This is a genomic window from Aestuariivita sp., from assembly GCF_049276915.1.
GTDB lineage: Bacteria > Pseudomonadota > Alphaproteobacteria > Rhodobacterales > Rhodobacteraceae > Aestuariivita.
In genome coordinates, this window is record NZ_JBASXK010000123.1 from 1 (window position 1) to 15,428 (window position 15,428).

17 protein-coding genes, 1 tRNA gene and 1 pseudogene are annotated in these 15,428 nt (G+C 62.9%); 8 read left to right on the plus strand and 11 right to left on the minus strand.

Annotation, left to right across the window (positions count from 1 at the left end):
* From WAO69_RS13060 to WAO69_RS13070, 3 genes and pseudogenes are all read right to left on the minus strand, one after another.
* Window positions 1-320 (minus strand): annotated as a pseudogene (locus WAO69_RS13060) (hypothetical protein); the annotation flags it as partial.
* Complete coding sequence (locus WAO69_RS13065; protein WP_422179817.1) at window positions 313-624, minus strand: DUF7697 family protein; 312 nt, start codon at window positions 622-624, stop codon at window positions 313-315. The pseudogene WAO69_RS13060 and the gene WAO69_RS13065, both read right to left, overlap by 8 nt.
* Before the next feature lie 349 nt (window positions 625-973).
* Window positions 974-1,049 (minus strand) — tRNA-Thr (locus tag WAO69_RS13070).
* 133 nt (window positions 1,050-1,182) lie between these two features.
* On the opposite strand from WAO69_RS13070, the gene WAO69_RS13075 reads away from it, so the two are divergent.
* From WAO69_RS13075 to modC, 4 genes are read left to right on the plus strand one after another with little or no spacing between them, the layout of a single operon-like run.
* Window positions 1,183-2,058 carry a hypothetical protein gene (locus WAO69_RS13075; protein ID WP_422179819.1) on the plus strand — a complete coding sequence of 292 codons (876 nt, stop codon included), beginning with the start codon at window positions 1,183-1,185 and terminating at the stop codon, window positions 2,056-2,058.
* Between the two features lie 50 nt (window positions 2,059-2,108).
* Window positions 2,109-2,870, plus strand: coding sequence for a molybdate ABC transporter substrate-binding protein (gene modA / locus WAO69_RS13080; protein ID WP_422179821.1), 762 nt, complete (start codon window positions 2,109-2,111; stop codon window positions 2,868-2,870).
* Entirely contained in the window at window positions 2,867-3,577 is a 711-nt protein-coding gene (gene modB / locus WAO69_RS13085) for a molybdate ABC transporter permease subunit (protein WP_422179823.1), read from the plus strand. The genes modA and modB overlap by 4 nt, the downstream gene beginning before the upstream one ends.
* Entirely contained in the window at window positions 3,574-4,662 is a 1,089-nt protein-coding gene (gene modC / locus WAO69_RS13090) for a molybdenum ABC transporter ATP-binding protein (RefSeq protein WP_422179825.1), read from the plus strand. The genes modB and modC overlap by 4 nt, the downstream gene beginning before the upstream one ends.
* Window positions 4,663-4,665: 3 nt before the next feature.
* Here the strand turns inward: modC and WAO69_RS13095 are convergent, their stop codons facing one another.
* Both WAO69_RS13095 and mgtE read right to left on the minus strand, forming a co-directional pair.
* A complete protein-coding gene (locus WAO69_RS13095; protein WP_422179827.1) occupies window positions 4,666-5,235 on the minus strand; it encodes a 5-formyltetrahydrofolate cyclo-ligase in 570 nt (189 codons plus the stop codon).
* On the minus strand, window positions 5,232-6,626 hold the full coding sequence (gene mgtE, locus WAO69_RS13100) for a magnesium transporter (RefSeq protein ID WP_422179829.1): 1,395 nt from the start codon (window positions 6,624-6,626) through the stop codon (window positions 5,232-5,234). Before mgtE ends, WAO69_RS13095 begins: the two co-directional genes overlap by 4 nt.
* 163 nt (window positions 6,627-6,789) lie before the next feature.
* Between mgtE and guaD the strand changes: the two genes are divergently transcribed.
* Complete coding sequence (guaD, locus tag WAO69_RS13105; protein WP_422179916.1) at window positions 6,790-8,100, plus strand: guanine deaminase; 1,311 nt, start codon at window positions 6,790-6,792, stop codon at window positions 8,098-8,100.
* Here the strand turns inward: guaD and WAO69_RS13110 are convergent.
* The 4 genes from WAO69_RS13110 to WAO69_RS13125 form a co-directional block, all read right to left on the minus strand.
* The gene (locus tag WAO69_RS13110; protein ID WP_422179831.1) at window positions 8,072-8,512 is read right to left on the minus strand and encodes a CAP domain-containing protein; all 441 of its coding nucleotides are present in this window, start codon (window positions 8,510-8,512) and stop codon (window positions 8,072-8,074) included. The genes guaD and WAO69_RS13110 overlap by 29 nt on opposite strands.
* A 2-nt stretch (window positions 8,513-8,514) precedes the next feature.
* Window positions 8,515-9,858 carry an 8-oxoguanine deaminase gene (locus WAO69_RS13115; RefSeq protein WP_422179833.1) on the minus strand — a complete coding sequence of 448 codons (1,344 nt, stop codon included), beginning with the start codon at window positions 9,856-9,858 and terminating at the stop codon, window positions 8,515-8,517.
* A 59-nt stretch (window positions 9,859-9,917) separates the two neighbouring features.
* Window positions 9,918-10,718, minus strand: a complete 801-nt coding sequence (hisN, locus tag WAO69_RS13120; protein WP_422179835.1) for a histidinol-phosphatase — start codon at window positions 10,716-10,718, stop codon at window positions 9,918-9,920.
* 75 nt (window positions 10,719-10,793) lie between these two features.
* On the minus strand, window positions 10,794-11,165 hold the full coding sequence (locus tag WAO69_RS13125) for a helix-turn-helix domain-containing protein (protein ID WP_422179837.1): 372 nt from the start codon (window positions 11,163-11,165) through the stop codon (window positions 10,794-10,796).
* Between the two features lie 369 nt (window positions 11,166-11,534).
* Between WAO69_RS13125 and WAO69_RS13130 the strand changes: the two genes are divergently transcribed.
* The gene (locus tag WAO69_RS13130) at window positions 11,535-12,494 is read left to right on the plus strand and encodes an NADPH:quinone oxidoreductase family protein (protein ID WP_422179839.1); all 960 of its coding nucleotides are present in this window, start codon (window positions 11,535-11,537) and stop codon (window positions 12,492-12,494) included.
* A 56-nt stretch (window positions 12,495-12,550) separates the two neighbouring features.
* Here the strand turns inward: WAO69_RS13130 and WAO69_RS13135 are convergent, their stop codons facing one another.
* The gene (locus WAO69_RS13135) at window positions 12,551-13,432 is read right to left on the minus strand and encodes a LysR family transcriptional regulator (protein ID WP_422179841.1); all 882 of its coding nucleotides are present in this window, start codon (window positions 13,430-13,432) and stop codon (window positions 12,551-12,553) included.
* A 128-nt stretch (window positions 13,433-13,560) separates the two neighbouring features.
* On the opposite strand from WAO69_RS13135, the gene WAO69_RS13140 reads away from it, so the two are divergent.
* Both WAO69_RS13140 and WAO69_RS13145 read left to right on the plus strand, forming a co-directional pair.
* A complete protein-coding gene (locus WAO69_RS13140) occupies window positions 13,561-13,767 on the plus strand; it encodes a DUF1127 domain-containing protein (RefSeq protein WP_422179843.1) in 207 nt (68 codons plus the stop codon).
* Window positions 13,768-13,959: 192 nt separating this feature from the next.
* Complete coding sequence (locus WAO69_RS13145; RefSeq protein ID WP_422179845.1) at window positions 13,960-14,730, plus strand: Bax inhibitor-1/YccA family protein; 771 nt, start codon at window positions 13,960-13,962, stop codon at window positions 14,728-14,730.
* Window positions 14,731-14,826: 96 nt separating this feature from the next.
* Here WAO69_RS13145 and WAO69_RS13150 read toward each other — a convergent pair whose 3' ends face one another.
* A complete protein-coding gene (locus WAO69_RS13150; protein ID WP_422179847.1) occupies window positions 14,827-15,294 on the minus strand; it encodes a hypothetical protein in 468 nt (155 codons plus the stop codon).
* Window positions 15,295-15,428: the final 134 nt, after the last annotated feature.

Sequence of the window (15,428 nt, forward strand, 5' to 3'; positions counted from 1 at the left end):
GGGTACTCGGAAGCCATGCAACTTGCCGTGATCGCCATCACCAGCCCGTCGCCGGGCTTTGGCGGCTGGCCGATCTCGTTGGCGGCAGCAACGGTCGAGCGGGTCATCGACACGACGGCAGCAGCGAGCGCCGTGGCAGCAGCAGTCGCCGCGATCTTGGCGCGGCGTGCAAAGGCCGCCATGCGTGCATTGGCTTGGTCGAGCTCGCGCGACAGACGCCCCATGCCGCGGGTTCCCGCCTCGCCCACACCTTCCAACTCGGCACGCACTTGGGGCCCGCCGGTCGCAGAGAGGCGGACGGAGACTTTTTTCTCAGCCATGGCGGTGTTCGATCTCTTCGTTTGTCTTGCGCACCATCACCGCCTCAATGGGCGGCAAGAGCTCTGCGATGATGAGGGGCGAGAGCCCCAGGCGTACATGCGCGCTGGTGAGCGGCTGGCAGGCTGGAAGGCGACCACCGCCGCCTGGGGCAAGTTCCTGAGAGCCAACGGCATCGCAGCGGCCCGGGACAACCGGGCACGGCGTATCTTCCAGCACCGGGACGAGATCCTGCGGCAGCGGGGCAGCATCACCGGGCTCGAGGACGCGATCTTCGTCTGTCAGGAAATCGAAGACGGCGCCCATGCCGAGGCCGTCGCCGCTGCCCCGGCCGCTACCCCGGCACCCAAGAGGATGGGGCGACCGAGGAAGTCGGACGCCGCGAAGTGGGAAACCCAACTGAGGAACCTTCTCAGCAAGGCACCGCCCGAAGTTGCCTACCAGATCGACGGCCGGATCGTCACGGTCACGCTGGAAGGGTAAGATAGGACGGCGCGGGCTTCTTCGTGCCAAGGCTGGCCGTAGCGCAGAGAGTGCAGATCAGTCCGCCCTGTCCCTGCGGTCACGATAACGCCTCAGGTAGCCTGATGGTAGCCTAGATCGAAAAGCGGTCTGCACCGACGCCTCTGAAAACCTTCTAAGTGTTTGATTTTTATGGTGCCCCCACACGGACTCGAACCGCGGACCTACTGATTACAAATCAGTTGCTCTACCAGCTGAGCTATAGGGGCTTCGCGCGACGAACTACCCGCAAGATGGCTGTTCTGCAAGACTGAAAACGCGTCAGGATCGAAAGCAGTTTGACTGACCCATCCCAAGGCGCTACCCCAAAAGGATATTCAAGAGCAGGGTCTCCATCAGGACATGCAGATCATTTTTCATATGGGCGCGCATTTCACCGATGATGATCGGCTGATGAAGTGCCTGTTGCGCAACAAGGATGGGTTTTCCGCGCAAGGCATCGCGGTCCCCGGGCCGGGCAAATACCGCCAGTTGCTGCGCTCGACCCTTCAGGCCATGCGCAGCGCAGCGCCCGACCCGCAGGCCCGCGAAGTGTTGCTGGATGCGATCCTCGATGACGAAGACGCCGATCGGGTCATCCTGTCCAATGCGCATTTCTTTGGTGTGGCCAATGCCGCTGTGCGCGATGGCATCCTTTATCCCGCGGCGGCCGAACGACTGGCCAACCTGCGCCGGCTGTTTCCCGAAGACGAGCTTGAGATGTTCATGGCGCTGCGCAACCCGGCGACCTTTCTGCCGCTGGTGCAGGAGAAATCGCCCGAACGCAGCATGGATGAAATCCTTGGCGGGCGCGATCCGCGCACGCTGTTGTGGTCCGACATGATCCGTTCGGTGCGCGATGCGGCACCCGATGTGCCGATCACCATCTGGTGCAACGAAGATACGCCGCTCACATGGGCCCAGATCATCCGCGAAATGGCGGGGCTCGAGCATGGCGACAAGATCATCGGCGGGTTCGATCTGCTCAAGACGATCATGAGCAAGGAAGGCATGAATCGCTTTCGTACCTATCTGCACGAACACCCCCAGATGACCGAGATGCAAAAGCGCCGCGTGATTGCGGCGTTCCTCGACAAATTCGCTCTGGAAGATGAGTTGGAAGAAGAACTCGACATCCCCGGCTGGACCGAAGAACTGGTCGAGCAGATGACCGAGATCTATGACGAGGATGTTTTCGCAATAGAACGCATTCCCGGCGTGCAGTTCATCTCTCCCTAACCCAGAAATACCTTGCAAGCGGGCGATCCGGCTTGTCATATCGCCATGTCATGACACGGCTTTTTCTTCAGATTTACCTTGCGCTTGCCTTGGCTCTCATTGCGGGCACGGCGCAGGCGCGCAATGTGGTTGTCTTCGCCGCTGCCAGCCTCAAGAACGTGCTCGACGACGCGGTGGGCGACTTTGAGGCGCAAACGGGAACGGGCGTCGCGCTCTCTTATGCGGGCAGTTCGGCTCTGGCACGCCAGATTCAGCAGGGGGCACCGGCGGATATCTTCATCTCGGCCAACATGCTCTGGATGGACGCGCTGGAACAGACCGGCCTGATCCGACCCGCAAGCCGTGTGATCATCGCCGGCAACAGTTTGGTGCTGATTTCGCAAACCGACAGCCCGCTTGAACTGTCCTCGGACGCCTTGCGCGCAGCCCTCGGCTCCGAAGGCCGGATCGCCATGGCGCTGGTGGATGCGGTTCCGGCAGGGATCTACGGCAAGGCGGCTTTTGAAACGCTGGGGCTTTGGGAAGATCTCGCGCCTTCGGTCGTGCAGACCGACAATGTGCGTGCGGCCCTGCGCCTTGTGGCCCTGGGCGAGGCGCAACTGGGCGTCGCCTATACCACGGATGCCATGATCGAAAGCCAGGTCCATGTTGCGGCCCGGTTTCCCGAGGGCACGCATCCGGCAATCCTCTACCCGGCCGCCATCACCTCCGAAAGCACGCATGAGGCCGCCCCTGCCCTGCTCGACTTCCTTCTGAGCGCACGGGCCCGCGCCATATTCGCCGACTATGGCTTTACCATAGTCCGGCAATGACCGGTTGGCTGGGCCCCGAGGAATGGCAGGCCGTTGCGCTGTCCATTCAGGTGTCTTTCTGGGCGACCCTGCTCAGCCTGCCCTTCGGCATCGCGGTCGCCTATGCGCTGGCCCGCTGGGAGTTTCGCGGCAAGCAATTGCTGAACATGGCCGTGCATTTGCCGCTGATCCTGCCCCCGGTTGTCACGGGTTATCTGCTGTTGCTCTCATTCGGGCGGCGCGGCCCGATCGGCGGCTGGCTCGAAGAGACATTCGGCCTTGTGCTGGCATTTCGCTGGACCGGCGCGGCACTGGCGGCGGCCATCATGGCCTTTCCGCTGATGGTGCGCGCTATCCGGCTGGCGATCGAGGCGGTCGACCCCCGCCTTGAAGAGGCCGCCGCCACCCTCGGGGCCTCGCGCATCCGGGTCTTCGTGACCATCACCATGCCGCTGATCATGCCCGGATTGATCGCGGGCGCACTTTTGGCTTTTGCCAAGGCCATCGGTGAATTCGGTGCCACCATCACCTTCGTGTCCAACATCCCCGGCCAGACCCAGACCATTCCCTCGGCCATCTATGCCTTCCTGCAGATTCCGGGCGGTGAAAGCGGCGCGATGCGGCTGGTGATTGTCTCCATCTGCATCGCCATGGCCGCGCTGCTGGCCTCCGAGGCGCTGGCCCGGCGTGCCCAGCGCCGTGCCACCGGTCGGGACGAAAGCGCATGAGCCTTTCGGTCGATCTCTCTCACAGCTTCGGTGGCTTTGATCTCAACGTCGCCTTCGAGGCCCCGGACGGCATCACCGTTCTGTTCGGCCGCTCGGGCACCGGCAAAACCACTGTGATCAACGCCGTTGCCGGTCTGTTGCGGCCCGACCACGCGCGGATTTCGCTGAATGGAGATATGCTCCACGACAGCGCCGCGCGCCGCTTTGTGCCTGTGCACAAGCGCCGCCTTGGCTATGTCTTTCAGGAGGCGCGGCTGTTTCCACATCTCAATGTCGCTCAGAACCTCGCCTATGGTCAGAAATACGCGCCCGCCGATGCCAGGGGACCGGGGCGCGACGAGGTCGCCGACCTGCTGGGGATCGGTCATCTGATGGAGCGCGCGCCGAACGCCTTGTCGGGGGGCGAAAAGCAACGCGTCGCCATTGGCCGCGCGCTCCTGACCCGACCCCGGATGCTGCTGATGGACGAACCGCTGGCCGCGCTCGATGCCGCGCGCAAGGCCGATATCCTGCCCTATCTCGAACGGCTGCGCGATCAGCTTGGCCTGCCCATCCTCTATGTCAGCCATTCGGTTGCCGAAGTGGCGCGTCTGGCCACCACGCTTGTGGTCCTCGAAGAGGGGCGCGTCGCCCGTTCAGGCCCCGCCGAAGCGATGCTGTCGGACCCCGACATGGTGCGCCAGATCGGTGTGCGCGAAGCAGGGGCGGTTCTGTCCGCACGGGTGGTCAGCCATCACGACGACGGCCTGACCGAGCTTGAAGCCTCGGGCGGTCGCCTGTTCTTGCCACGCACGCAGACCGAACCGGGCACCGCCACCCGGGTGCGCATTCTCGCACAGGACGTGATCCTGTCGAAATCGCCCCCCGTGGGACTGTCCGCGCTCAATATCCTGCCGGTCAAGGTGGTTGCCCTGCGCGAGGGCGTCGGTCCGGGCGTGATCGTTCAGCTGACCTGTGGCACCGACAAGCTGCTGGCGCGCATCACCCGACGCTCGGCCGAGGCGCTCTCGATCGCCCCCGGCGACGACGCGTTCGCAATTGTCAAAACCGTCTCCATCGCCCGCGTGGATATCGGCGCGGGTTAACCGTCAGCGCCGGCGCGGGAACCGGCGCACGTCACGTTCGGTCACGATCATGTCCAGCGGCTGGTCGGTCGCTTCCAGCGGCAAGGCCTCGCCCTCCTGACCCGCATAGGCAAACCCGATCGCCAGCGTTCCTCGCCGGGCGCGCAACATCTCAAGCGTGCGGTCATAAAACCCGCCGCCATAGCCCAGCCTGTTGCCCTGCGCGTCAAAAGCCACAAGCGGCAAGATCAGAATTTCCGGCTCAAAGAACGCATCCACCTCGGGGATCAGCGCCCCGAACGGACCTTCCTTCATCGCGCAGTCCGGCTCCCAGCGCGAAAACAGCAGCGCCAGACCTGCGCCCTGAATGACCGGCACCCCCACAGGCCCATAGGCCGCGGCCTCTGCCATGGCGGGCAAGGGGTCGATCTCGGTGCGGATCGGCATATAGCCCGAGATCGGCACGCCGCGATGACCCGCAAGAACCTCGGACAGCAAGCCGGCCGCCCCCGGCCCCGCCGCGGCATGCGCCGCCTTGCGCCGGGCAAACCCGGCCTTGCGCGCATCCGCTTTCAGGATGGCCAGATCGCTCACAACAGGATCGCCGCCGCAAGCCCGAGAAAGGCGAAAAAGCCGACCACATCGGTCACCGTCGTCACGAATGCACCCGAGGCCAGCGCCGGGTCGATCCCGAGGCGATCCAGCAGCACCGGGATCACGGTGCCGGCAAACCCGGCAACAACCAGATTGATCACCATGGCCGCTGCGATCACATATCCCAGCACCAGAGAGCCGAACCAGATATACCCGACGATCCCCATCACCAGCGCAAAGACCAAACCATTGATCAGCCCCACCAGCACTTCGCGCCGGATCACCCGCCAGACATTCGACCCGGTCAGATCCTTGGTCGCAATCGCGCGCACCGCCACGGTCAGAGACTGTGTCCCCGCATTGCCCCCCATCGACGCCACGATCGGCATCAAGACCGCAAGCGCCACGATCTGCGCCAGCGCCACCTCGAACTGTGCAATCACCAAAGAAGCCAGAATGGCCGTCGCAAGGTTCACGAACAGCCATGGAAAGCGCCGCTTGGTGGTCTCGATCACACGGTCCGACAATGAGCTTTCCTCGCCCACACCGGCCAGACGCAGAATGTCTTCCTCATGCTCTTCATCCAGAACGGTCATCGCGTCGTCGATGGTGATCACCCCGACCAGCCGCCCCTCTTCGTCCACGACCGGCGCCGAGATCAGGTGATACTGGTTGAACGCGTAAGCCACTTCGCTTTCGGCCTGCGTAGCCGGAATGGCGCGAAACGTGTCTTCGGTCAGATCCAGCAAAGGCACTTCGCGGCGCGAGCGCATCAGCTTGCCCAATGTGACATTGCCCACCGGGTGCAGACGCGGATCAACCAGAACCAGATGATAGAACTGCTCGGGCAGGTTGTCGGACGCACGCAGATGATCAATCGCCTCGCCCACGGTCCAGTGTTCCGGTGCCATGGCAACTTCGCGCTGCATGAGTCGCCCGGCCGAATAGATCGGATAGGCCAGCGCCTGTTCCACCGCGACCCGGTCCGCATCCTCAAGCGCATCAAGGATCGCCTCCTGCTGAGGCTCGGTCAGATCCTCGACCAGATCGACGACATCGTCGCTTTCCATCTCGCGCACGGCATCGGCCAGAACCTGCGGACGCAGAACCGAAATCACCTCTTCGCGGATGCTCTCATCCAGTTCCGACAGGATCTCACCGTCAAACTCGCGGTCATAAAGCCGGATCAGCCGCGCCCGGTCACCGCTGTTGAACTGCTCCAGCATGTCGGCGATATCGGCCGCATGCAAAGGCTCCATAAGTTCGGTCAGCAGGACCTGATCATCGGCCTCGACCGAGGCCAGGATGGCGTTTATGGACTTGCGATCCAGCGTATAGGCAGACTCGTCCCCTGCGATTTCCGCGTCTGTGATGAAATCGTCTGAACTCATATCCGCCCCCTTTGAGCAGCACATCTTCAAGGCAATCAGGCTAAAAGAAGGTGCTGTTGGAAAACAATGATAATGGGCCGATTTACCCCTGCCAGCGCCCGGGCTAATCTGTTGGTCGCCCTGACGCAAGCAGGGTTGCACAAAAAACAGGAGCGCGACACCCCTGGCTTTGACCGTTATCCTGACCGGGCAGGTTCTGTCCTTTCGTGGCTCTCCCTTTGACGGCGATCCGGCGCAGGCCACCCGTCTGGACGAGGCGATCGCGCTAGGCGACGGTCGGGTCGTGGCCCTGGGATCGCTCAGCGATCTTCGTGCTCAATTCCCCGATGCGCCCATCGAACATCACGGCGCGCGCGTGCTGATGGCGGGGTTCGTGGATGCCCATGTCCACTATCCTCAGACCGCGATCATCGCCAGTTGGGGCAAGCGCCTGATCGATTGGCTCAATACCTATACTTTCCCCGAAGAAACGCGATTTTCCGATCCCCGCTATGCCGCCGAAATCGCCACGCGCTATCTTGATGTAACGGTGAAAGAAGGCACCACAACCATCTGTTCATATTGCACAATCCATCCCCAAAGCGTGGATGCGATCATGACCGCCGCACAGGCGCGTGGCCAGCGCATCATCGCCGGGAAAACCTGCATGGACCGCAACGCCCCCGAGGGGCTGCGCGACACCGCCCAATCGGCCTATGACGACAGCCGCGCCCTGCTGCAGCGCTGGCACGGCACCGACCGGCTGTCCTATGCCATCACACCGCGCTTTTCGCCCACCTCGACACCTGAACAGCTCGACGCACTTGGCGCGCTCTGGGCCGAGCATCCCGAGTGCCTGATGCAAACCCATCTGAGCGAGCAGACCGACGAAATCGCCTGGGTCAAGACGCTCTATCCCCAGGCGCGGGACTATCTGGATACCTACGAAGCGCATGGCCTGCTTGGGGCCAACGGGCTTTATGGCCATGCGATCCATCTTGAACCGCGCGAACGCGACCGCCTGCGCGAGGTTGGCGGTGCGCTGATCCATTGCCCGACCTCCAACAGCTTCATCGGCTCGGGGCTGTTCGACATGGCCGCCCGCATGGCCGAGGGCCAGCGCGTGGGGCTGGCCACGGACACCGGGGGCGGGTCATCCTTTTCGATGCTGCGCACGATGGCGGCGGCCTATGAAATCGGCCAGCTCAGCGGAACGGCGCTGCATCCTGCCCAGCTTTTGTGGCTGGCGACCTGCGGATCGGCCCGTGCCCTGCGCTTGGGTGACAGGATCGGCAACCTGGCACCGGGCATGGAGGCCGATCTGATCGCGCTTGACCTTGCCTCGACCCCGGCGATCTCCCAGCGCGCGTCGCGCGCCGATGACATCTGGGAGGCGCTATTTCCCACGATCATGATGGGCGATGACCGCGCAATTGCTCAGGTGTGGATTGCGGGGCGCGCGCAGGTCAGCACCCCGGACGCCCCAGCACCATGACCCAAAGCGCACCCTCGGCACGTGCAAGCCCGATTTCGCTGGCCCGCCGGTCCAGCATGTTGCGCCGGTGCCCGCGCGAGTTGACCCAGCTTTCCATCACCGCCTGCTGCGTGCGCTGCCCCTTGGCGATGTTTTCCGCAATGAAGCAAAAGCCGTATCCCACGCGCCGCGCTCGATCCGACAGGGTCGATCCGTCGCTTCCCCTATGCGAGAAGAACCCCCGTGCCGCCATGTCGCGCGCATGAATTTCAGCGACGCGTTGCAGCCTTGTGGAATAGGTAAGCGCTGCGCGATCGGCATCGGCCCGCAGGGCGTTCACCGCCGATAAAATCGTCGCATCAGCCGCGGCCCCAGAGGCGGAGCACAGCAAGAACATCGCTGAAAGTACCGCATATAACCGGTTGAAAGACATCGCTAAACTCCTTCCGAAAGCCTGGCGGCAAGACGGTTCTGCTGTGCAATGACAGCAGGCAGATCCAGCGTCACGATCTGCCCGTCCCGCACGACCTGTCTGCCTTCGACAATCAGATGGTGCACCCGTGTCGGCCCGGCCAGAAGCAGGGCGGCGGGATCCCAGCTACCTGCGGACTGAAGGCCCGAAACATCCCACAGCGCAAGATCGGCGCGTTTGCCCACGGCGATCTGGCCGCAATCGGGACGGCCCAGAACCTCGGCCCCGCCGCGGGTGGCGATCTCCAATGCTTCGCGCGCGCTCATGGCATCGGCCCCCTTGGCGACCCGTTGCAACAGCATGGCCTGACGCGCCTCCAGCACCAGGTTTCCCGCGTCATTGCTGGCGGATCCGTCAACGCCAAGGCCGACAGGCACGCCCGCATCGCGCATCGCGCGCAACGGCGCGATACCGCTGCCCAATCGACAGTTCGAACAGGGACAATGCGCAACACCTGTTCTGCTTTTGGCAAACAGATCAATCTCCTGGCCGTCCAACTTCACGCAATGGGCATGCCAGACATCCGGCCCGGTCCAGCCAAGATCCTCGGCATATTGCCCCGGCCTGCAGCCGAATTTCGCCTCGGAATAGGCGATATCCTCGTCGTTTTCGGCCAGGTGAGTGTGCATCATCACGCCCTTGTCGCGCGCCAGAATGGCCGCGTCGCGCATCAGGTCACGACTGACCGAAAACGGCGAGCACGGGGCCACGCCCACGCGCAGCATCGCGCCCTCGCAAGGGTCGTGAAACGCGTCGATCACCCGGATCATATCGTCAAGAATGGCCGCTTCGGCCTCGACCAGCGCATCCGGAGGAAGGCCGCCCGCGCTCTCTCCGATACTCATGGCCCCGCGTGTGGGCTGAAAGCGCAAACCGACCTCGCCAGCCGCTGCAATCGTGTCATCCAGCCGCGCGCCATTTGGAAAAAGATAGAGATGGTCAGAGCTTAGCGTGCATCCTGAAAGTGCCAGCTCGGCCAGGCCGATCTGCGCCGAGACAAACATTTCCTCGGGCCCAAAGCGCGCCCAGATGGGATAAAGCGTCTGTAACCAACCGAAAAGCAAAGCATCCTGCCCCCCCGGAACGGCGCGGGTGAGCGTCTGGTAGAGATGGTGATGGGTGTTGACCAGACCCGGCGTCACCACAAGGCGGGCAGCATGGATCACCTCGGCCCCCGCCGGATCAAGCGCGACGCCGATCTCGGTGATCACGCCGCCCGATATGCGGATATCGGCACCGCTCAGCTCGCGGCGCTGATCATCCATCGTCAGGATGTTTTGTGCGTTTTGTACAAGGATATCAGCCATGGATGTGCGTTTCGTACCCCCAAAACCTGACCCTAGCCCGCCGGACCCCGCAGGCCAAGTCAGCCCGCGAAGGGACTCAGCCGTTTCAGCGCGCTTGCGTGGATGTCGGCATTGGCCGCGGCAAGAACCTGCCCGCCCTGATGCACCGCGCCGCCGCGCCAGTCTGTCACGATCCCGCCCGCCGCCTCGATCACCGCAAGGGGGCCCTGGATGTCATAAGCGTTCAGACCGGCCTCGATCACCAGGTCAATCTGCCCGGCCGCCAGCAACGCATAGGCGTAACAATCCATCCCATAGCGCACGAGCTGCACCGCGTTTCCGACCGCCTCGAACCCGGCACGATCCTGCGAACGGCCGACTTCGGGGAAGGTGGTGAACAGGATCGCCGCCCCCAGATCGCGCGCCGCGCGGGTCTGCAGCCGGCTCAACCCCGCAGGACCCCGGCAAAAGGCACCTCCGGCATTGCCCCAGAATCGCTCCTGAATATAGGGCTGGTCGATCATGCCCAGATCCGGCCCCTGCCCCTCAGGGCCCACCGCGATCAGAACGCCCCATGTGGGCGTGCCGCTGATAAAGCCGCGCGTGCCATCGATGGGGTCAAGCACCCACAGGCGCCCCGAGTCCCCGCGGGATTGGCCGAACTCTTCGCCCCAGATGCCATCCTGGGGGCGGTGGCGGGCCAGAACGGCGCGCATCGCCTCCTCGGCGGCGCGGTCGGCCTGCGTCACCGGATCGAACCCGGCGGCATCCTTGTTGTCAGCACTCAGATCATGCGCGCGAAAATACGGCAGAATGACTGCGCGCGCCGCGTCGGCCATCGCATGAGCAACATCGAGATCAGAGAGAGGTTGGTCTGTCATGGCACCCGATGTGCCAGTTCAGACCAAAGCGTGCAAGCCGCGGCTTGCGCCCGGCTATGCACGCGAGACAGGATTTTAGGCGACGTCGCTGAGTACGCGGGCCAGTTCGAACAGCCGTTTGCGCTGATTTTCGGGAATGGCATAGTAGGAGCGCACGAGATCAAGCGCCTCTTTATCGCCCAGGAGATCGGCGGGAACACCGTTGATGCCGGCACCGTTCTGGACCTCATCCTCCAGACCTTCGAAAAAGAAGCTGACCGGCACATCAAGCGCGTCGGAAATATCCCAGAGGCGAGACGCGCTGACACGATTCGCTCCGGTTTCGTACTTCTGGATTTGCTGGAATTTTATTCCGACTTTTTCGGCGAGCTGCTGTTGCGTCATTCCGATCAACCAGCGCCGATGCCGCACACGTTTTCCGACGTGAACGTCCACAGGGTGAGCCATAATTTACCTCCGTCACAAGCATCTTGATTGAACCGGACGTACTATGGTCTTTTGATCAGTGGCCTGATCAAAGGGGGCCGGCTCTTACACATTCACACACATCGTCCAGGCCGTGCTCACAAGCCGGGTCGACATGGCAAAGTGTAGTCCTACTTCTTGGTTGAGCACAAGGTTTATGATTCACCAGTAGCGAGTATTTTGACGGATTGGTTAACGAAAAGTTAACAGAATCAACAAAGCTGACGTTGGGTCAACATGACGCAGCCAACCCGGTTCCGGCCCTGCGTTGTCGCAGCGTCATCCTGGGTTTGTGAGGCTGGACTTTGCCTTCACTTTACCGGCTAACTATTGGCAAACAGGGACATTGACATGCTTGCATACCATATTGCCAAAGCCGGGGATGCACCGGCCCTCACCGACATTCCCACCCCCGAACCCGGGCCGGGTCAGGTCCGGCTGACCATCCGCGCCTGCGGGTTGAATTTTGCCGATCTTTTGATGCAGTCGGGCACCTATCAGGACACGCCCGAGGCTCCGTTCACGCTGGGCATGGAGGTTGCCGGCGAGATCAACGCCCTGGGAGATTCGGTCCCGGGCCTCCAGGTCGGCGACCGGGTGGCGGTCTTTGGTGGCGGCGGAGGCCTGGCCGAACAGGGCGTCTATGACGCGACCCGGGTGGTCCGACTGCCCGATGCCATGAGCTTTGAACATGCGGCGGCCTTCCAGATCGCCTATGGCACAAGCCATGTGGCGCTGGAGTATCGCGCCGGGCTGAAGGCGGGCGAGACCCTTGTGGTTCTGGGGGCCGCAGGCGGCGTCGGCCTCACGGCGGTTGAGATCGGCAAGCTCATGGGCGCGCGGGTGATTGCGGTGGCGCGCGGCACCGACAAGCTGGAGGTGGCGCGCAAGGCCGGTGCGGATCATGTGATCGACGGCGACACCGATGATCTGCGCGGCGCGATCAAGGCGCTTGGCGGGGCCGATGTGGTCTATGACCCGGTGGGGGGCGATGCGTTCAAGGCGGCCTTTCGCGCCTGCAACCCCGAGGCGCGGATCCTCACCATCGGCTTTGCCAGCGGCGATATCCCGATGATCCCGGCGAACCACCTGCTGGTCAAGAACATCAGCGTGCTGGGATTTTACTGGGGCGGCTACATGGCGTTCAAGCCCGCCGTCATCGTGGACAGTCTGAAAACGCTGACCGGCTGGTACCTGGAGGGCAAGCTGAACCCGCATATCAGCCACAGCCTGCCCCTGAGCGAGGTGGCGCAGGGGATGGAGCTGCTCAGATCGCGCAAATCGACGGGCAAGGTGATCATCACGCCATGAGCCCACGCCCCGTGGCGGCGGGGTGAGGGGTATTTGCAACCAGAAAGAAGCCGGAATCAGGCGCTGAGCTGCATGTCTTCGCCGTTTTTGGCCCGGTTGCGATAGGTCGTGCTGATCAGCTTGTGCAGGGCCTGTGCAACCGGCGTATCGCTGCGGTCGCGATAGAGAATGATGCGGGTTTCGCCCGGATCAGGCAGCAGCCCGCCGTGATCGATCACGCTGGTCTGGCGGGGATAGACGCCCTGAATGACGGCCGTGATGGCGAGATCGGCGCTGACCATGGCTTCGACCGCATTGTCGAGATCGGATTCCACCGCCATGTCCCAGACCGTGTTCGCCCGGTCCAGTCGGCGCAGCACATCGGGGCGGAAGATGCAGTTCGAGCAGAAGGCCACCGGCAGGGGCGTGCGTTTCCAGGCGGTGCCGTCGATGGCCCCGACCCAGACCAGCGGCAGGCGCACCAACACCTCGCCGCCCGGTCCGGCCTGTTCCTCGGTGGTCAGGATGATGTCGCACTGGCCACGCCCGAACATGTTGCGCAGCGCCCGCGTCGGGGCCGAGATCAGGCGCACCTGCATGCGCGGGAAATCCATCGCGAAGCGGCGCAGCACCTGGGGAATATAGGGATAGATGATGTCATGGGGCACGCCCAGCGTGATCTCTCCCTCATATTCGTTGGCCGTCAGCCGCCCCCAGGCCTCGTCATTGAGTTCAAGGATGCGCCGGGCATAGCCCAGGAGCTGTTCGCCCGAGGCCGTCAGGGCGATGCCGCGCCCGCTGCGATCCAGCAGGTCCAGCCCGAGGCTGTCCTCGAGGCGCTTGAGCTGCATGGAGACCGCCGATTGCGTCAGGTGCAGAAAGCCCGCCGCCCGGGTGACACCGCCGCTGTCGGCCACGGCCACGAAGGAGCGCAGCGTGGTGATGTCGAGATTGCGCATATATCACAGACCTTGATTGATTATCTCACAAACATTCGTTTTCCAAATACATCACAGCAGGCCATATACATCAAGGAAATTGATTGACACGCATATCATCATCACGAACTCCGGAAAGGACATACGACATGACCTATATCGCCTCGAGCCGCGCCGCCTTTCACCGCCCCGCGCGGCGCCTGAAGCTGTCGACCATCCTGGCCGCATGGCGGTCGCGTCAGCATCTCAAGGCGCTGGATGCACGCGCCCTGGAGGATATCGGATTGAGCCGCGCGGCCGCACGCGCCGAAGCGCGCCGCCCGATCTGGGATGTGCCGAGCACCTGGAAATACTGATCCGGGCGCAAAAATAGGCCCTGAAAGCCCGGATTGTGTCCTCTCGCAACGGCCTTGCGGAATTTCGCAGGAATTCTTGACTTATTCCCTGTGGAAATCCTTGAAAAAGATGACTCCTCTGCCAATATTTGACCCGAGAGCTTTCGGCGCAGGGCCGGAGGCACAGATATCGTCGCATTATGGAGACCATTAATGGCTGAATTCGACACAATCCGGACAACCGCCGGCGCACAGGCTGCCCAGATTGACGCGGGGCTGCGTGCACATATGAACAAGGTCTACGGCACGATGTCCGTAGGTATGCTTCTCACCTTTGCCGCAGCCTGGGCGATTTCAGGTCTTGCGGTGACCACCGAGCCGACTGCCTATCAGATCGGTGCCAATGAATACCTGACCGGTCTGGGTGTGGCCCTGTATGCCTCGCCGCTGAAATGGCTGGTGATGTTCGCGCCGCTGATCTTCGTCTTCGGCTTCAGCGCGATGATCAACCGCATGTCGGCTGCCACCGCGCAGACCGTGTTTTACGCGTTTGCCGCCGTGATGGGCATCTCGATCAGCTCGATCTTCCTGGTGTTCACCGGATATTCGATCGCGCAGATCTTCCTGATCACCTCGATCGCCTTCGCCGGTCTGTCCCTCTGGGGCTATACCACCCAGAAGGACATCTCGGGCTGGGGATCGTTCCTGATCATGGGTGTGATCGGTCTGGTCGTGGCGATGATCGTCAACCTGTTCCTGCAATCGCCTGCCATGGTCTTTGCGATCTCGGCGATCGGCGTGCTGATCTTTGCCGGTCTGACCGCCTATGACACGCAGCGCATCAAGACCGAATATGTGGCCCATGCCGTCCATGGCGACACGGAATGGCTGGGTAAAGCCGCCATCATGGGCGCGCTGAGCCTCTATCTGAACTTCATCAACATGTTCATGATGCTGCTGCAACTGTTCGGAAATCGCGAATAACACCGCGTTTCATCGCAGCGAAACGACAAAGCCGACCCACCCGGGTCGGCTTTTTTCGGTGTCGGCTTTCTTCGGTGTGCTCGGGCCCCTGCGGCGTCAGCAGACCAGCGGTGTCGCCGTCGCCATCCCCGAGGCCTCACCGTAAAACGGACCGCCCTGCGCGCATCCCGTCAAGAGCCGCGCATTGAGCGTGAAGGCCAAGCTGGCCCCACCCGATACTGGACCGGCCCCGGACGGGCGCAGCACCGCATAGCGTTGGCCGCTGACATCCACGAGGTTCATGCGCAGCGTCTGATCGCCCAGGCGCACCACATCGCCCCCCGCCGACGGTGCGGCGAAGACCTCGCGCAGCTGGCGCTGCGTGCGGCGCGGGTTGGTGGGTGCAACCACCAGCGACGAGGTCAGGCTTTGATAGCCCGTACCGCCTGTGAGTTGTGACCCCGCGCCCTGCTGGCGGGATACGGCGATCGGTTCGCTACCAAGGCCGGTAAAGCCCACGCCCTCGCGTGGACTACAAGCGGCGACGCTACACAGCAGCGCTGCGATGATAAGGGGGTGTTTCAAAACTGTCCTCCTGACGACCCTGATACTCTGAATGTCTGGCTGCCATGAAACGCTACCAAGGCAAGCGGAGTCCAGAGGTAAGGTACAGATCCCGTCATTCATCCCGCATCGCGCCGGGCCGATCCATGCCCCTG

Coding starts and splice junctions, on each gene's coding strand:
- modA (WP_422179821.1), top strand. CDS start 2,109: ATGACACGGCTTTTTCTTCAGATTTACCTTGCGCTTGCCTTGGCTCTC.
- WAO69_RS13125 (WP_422179837.1), bottom strand. CDS start 11,165: ATGGCTCACCCTGTGGACGTTCACGTCGGAAAACGTGTGCGGCATCGG.
- WAO69_RS13145 (WP_422179845.1), top strand. CDS start 13,960: ATGGCTGAATTCGACACAATCCGGACAACCGCCGGCGCACAGGCTGCC.
- WAO69_RS13110 (WP_422179831.1), bottom strand. CDS start 8,512: ATGTCTTTCAACCGGTTATATGCGGTACTTTCAGCGATGTTCTTGCTG.
- modB (WP_422179823.1), top strand. CDS start 2,867: ATGACCGGTTGGCTGGGCCCCGAGGAATGGCAGGCCGTTGCGCTGTCC.
- mgtE (WP_422179829.1), bottom strand. CDS start 6,626: ATGAGTTCAGACGATTTCATCACAGACGCGGAAATCGCAGGGGACGAG.
- WAO69_RS13130 (WP_422179839.1), top strand. CDS start 11,535: ATGCTTGCATACCATATTGCCAAAGCCGGGGATGCACCGGCCCTCACC.
- WAO69_RS13075 (WP_422179819.1), top strand. CDS start 1,183: ATGCAGATCATTTTTCATATGGGCGCGCATTTCACCGATGATGATCGG.
- WAO69_RS13135 (WP_422179841.1), bottom strand. CDS start 13,432: ATGCGCAATCTCGACATCACCACGCTGCGCTCCTTCGTGGCCGTGGCC.
- WAO69_RS13065 (WP_422179817.1), bottom strand. CDS start 624: ATGGGCGCCGTCTTCGATTTCCTGACAGACGAAGATCGCGTCCTCGAG.
- modC (WP_422179825.1), top strand. CDS start 3,574: ATGAGCCTTTCGGTCGATCTCTCTCACAGCTTCGGTGGCTTTGATCTC.
- hisN (WP_422179835.1), bottom strand. CDS start 10,718: ATGACAGACCAACCTCTCTCTGATCTCGATGTTGCTCATGCGATGGCC.
- WAO69_RS13115 (WP_422179833.1), bottom strand. CDS start 9,858: ATGGCTGATATCCTTGTACAAAACGCACAAAACATCCTGACGATGGAT.
- WAO69_RS13140 (WP_422179843.1), top strand. CDS start 13,561: ATGACCTATATCGCCTCGAGCCGCGCCGCCTTTCACCGCCCCGCGCGG.